We start from the raw sequence: 2,622 nt of genomic DNA on the forward strand, positions 1-2,622 counted from the left end.
GCCTGAGCCAGCTCCAGCGCCGGGCTCTGGAGCTCACCCGTGAGATCGAGGCGAAGATAGCGGCCCTGCGCCGGCTCGGGGGCGAGGTCAAGGGCATCGAGCAGGGCCTGGTTGACTTTCCCAGCCTGCGTGAAGGCCGCACCGTCTACCTGTGCTGGCGGCTCGGCGAGGACGAGGTCGCCTGGTGGCACGACGTCGATGCCGGGTTCGCGGGACGCCGACCGTTATGAGACCAGAGTTGGGCCGCCAGAGATGGGCACGGCCCTGCCCGCCACTACGTGTCGCGTCGCGCCTTCGAGACCCGGGCCTCTACTCCTCCGCGGTCAGCCGGCGGACGGCCGTAGAGTGAAGGGCCTTGCGCAGCTCGGCGACGAGGCCGCCTTCGTCTGCCACGCTGTTAGCCAGGACGGTGTACGCCGCGCCTACCTCGCGGGCCGTGTGGGCGTCACTGCCGCCGATGCCGGGAAGCCGGCAGCCGCGCGCGAGCTCCAGCGCGTTGGCGTTCTGTAGCGCCCCTTCGCTCGCGTTTGCAACCTCCAGGGAGTCGAAGATGTCGGCGAGTGACCCCTCGACGGGCCGCCCGTAGCGCCTCGAGGGGTGGGCGAGGAACATGAGCGCGCCTTCCGCCATCACGTGCTCGCGCAGGGCCGCGAGCGTCGAAAGCCCCTTGCGCCAGGTCGACAGCCCGTAGACCAGCACGTGGCCGACCTCCGTCGTCGCCTCGACGCCGCGCAGGACGACGATGCCGTGCTTCTCGCCGAGCTCCCTCACGGCGACCTCGGGCCAGAAGGCATCGTGCTCGGTGATGCAGATGCCATCGAGTCCCGCCTCCTTCGCCGCCCGGCAGAGGTCGTCCGGTGAAGCGGCGCTGCACGCCGAATGCGCCGTCGAGTGCGTATGCAGGTCGATCAGCATCGCCGCCTGGCAGACCCGGGAAACGGCGGACCTGAGAACCTGAGGTGCTGAAACGCTGAAATGCTCGCCTGCCGAGCCGCCCAGCTCACTCGAGGCAGACTCTTTCGACGACCCGGTAGAGGACTTCGACGCCGAGCCGCAGGTTCTTGAGGGAGATGCGCTCGTTGTTGCCGTGCTGACCGCCCATCTCGCCGGCGCCGAGGAGCATGGGGACGAAGCCGTACGCCGGGATGCCTCGCCGCCGGAAGGTGCGCGAGTCCGTGAAGCCGGCGCTCACGCGCGGCAGGAGCGCCGCTTCCGGCATTACCTGCGCGCACACCTCCCGGATGGCGTCGTGCAACTCCGTGTCTGGAGAGGACGAGGGGCTCGCTGAGCCGAACACCGTCTCCACCTCGACCTTGGGGTCGTCGATCACGGTGCGGAGCTCGGCGATGAAGCGGTCGTGGTCGTAGCCGGGGACGAGACGGCAGTCGAGCGTGGCCTCCGCGGAGGCGGGGATGACGTTGTGCTTGATGCCCGACCGCAGGCCCGTGGCGCTGATCGTGTTCGTCATCACCGTGCGCAGCTGACGGTGCCGGTCGACGATTTCCTCCGGGGACGCCGAGTCCGGGTCCACGGCGAGGTAGCCCTCCCGGTGAGCGGCCCGCAGGGACTCGGCGACCGGCTCCGTGATCGTGAGCGGCCGCTCCCAGTGCTGGATGCGGTGCATGGCGCGGATGATGCGGTCCAGGCAGTTGTCCTCGTGCGGGGCGGAGCCGTGGCCGGGGCGGCCCGTGGCCCTGAGGCGCAGCCAGAGGGGGCTCTTTTCCGCCATCGAGACCCCGAACAGGGGGCGCTCGACGCCGAGGTAGGTCTCCGCACCGTAACCGCCTTCGTTGATGACGAAGGCGGCGTCCTGTATGAGCTCAGGGTGGTGCTTGTCGAGCCATTCGACGCCGTATTCGCTGCCCGCTTCCTCGTCCGCCACGGCGAGAAAGCGCAAGGGACGCTTCAGCCGCGCGCCGGCGTCCAGTCGCCGCTTGATCGCCAGGAAAACGACGAGCTCCAGGGTCCCCATGCCCTTCATGTCGAGGGCGCCACGGCCCCAGATGAAGCCGTCCTTTACCACGCCCGCGAACGGGTCGACCTGCCAGTGCTCGGCCTCGACGGGCACAACGTCGGTGTGGTTGAGGAGGACAAGGGGCAGAGCGGCCTCCTGGCCCGGCGCCTTGCCGGCTTGCCCGCCCGAGGATGTCTGGAGGATGGCGTAGAGGTTGGCGCGGCCGGGGGCGGAGATGAGCTTGGTGGAGTCGATGCCGTCAGCCCGGAGGATTTCGGCCAGGAAGTCGGCAGCAAGCTCCTCGTTCCCGGGTGGGTTGGTGGTGTTGACGCGAATGTATCGTTGGAGGATTTCGGCGGCTTGAGCGGCCATCCCCTCGAAATCGGGGTCCTTCGTCGCTGCGGCCTTCCTGGGGGGCATCGCGGCTCCTTCCGGCTGTGGGGCGCTCTCCGGTACGGGAGTGGGGTTATTCAAACAGAAGGCGGGAAAGGGCACAACGCCACCCGGCGCCCGTCAGGTGCCGCCCCCAAGCTGGGGTGCGATCACCCTGACTCCGGCGCCAGGCGCGGCCCTCCGGAAGCGCCGTGACCTGAGGATGTCGGTGTCCCGGCCGTGAACGCCGCAACATCGCGTGCGGCAACCGCGAGCACCCGGCGTCGCTGATGCGC

3 protein-coding genes are annotated in these 2,622 nt (G+C 69.4%); 1 reads left to right on the forward strand and 2 read right to left on the reverse strand.

Translation table 11 applies throughout. The features are described 5' to 3' along the window. Positions 1–230 (forward strand): DUF2203 domain-containing protein (locus VNN10_13140; protein ID HXH22965.1); only part of this gene is annotated, 230 nt, incomplete at its 5' end. Positions 231–309: 79 nt separating this feature from the next. Here the strand turns inward: VNN10_13140 and VNN10_13145 are convergent. Together VNN10_13145 and VNN10_13150 are read right to left on the reverse strand one after the other, a co-directional pair. Further along, positions 310–915, reverse strand: a complete 606-nt coding sequence (locus VNN10_13145) for a PHP domain-containing protein (GenBank protein HXH22966.1) — start codon at positions 913–915, stop codon at positions 310–312. An 85-nt stretch (positions 916–1,000) separates the two neighbouring features. Next, on the reverse strand, positions 1,001–2,374 hold the full coding sequence (locus VNN10_13150) for a M20/M25/M40 family metallo-hydrolase (protein ID HXH22967.1): 1,374 nt from the start codon (positions 2,372–2,374) through the stop codon (positions 1,001–1,003). Between the last annotated feature and the right edge of the window lie 248 nt (positions 2,375–2,622).

It is taken from the genome of Dehalococcoidia bacterium (assembly GCA_035574915.1).
Taxonomy (GTDB): domain Bacteria; phylum Chloroflexota; class Dehalococcoidia; order DSTF01; family WHTK01; genus DATLYJ01.

Excerpts from the sequence above, each read along its gene's own strand:
- VNN10_13145 (HXH22966.1), bottom strand. The coding sequence starts at position 915 with ATGCTGATCGACCTGCATACGCACTCGACGGCGCATTCGGCGTGCAGC.
- VNN10_13150 (HXH22967.1), bottom strand. The coding sequence starts at position 2,374 with ATGCCCCCCAGGAAGGCCGCAGCGACGAAGGACCCCGATTTCGAGGGG.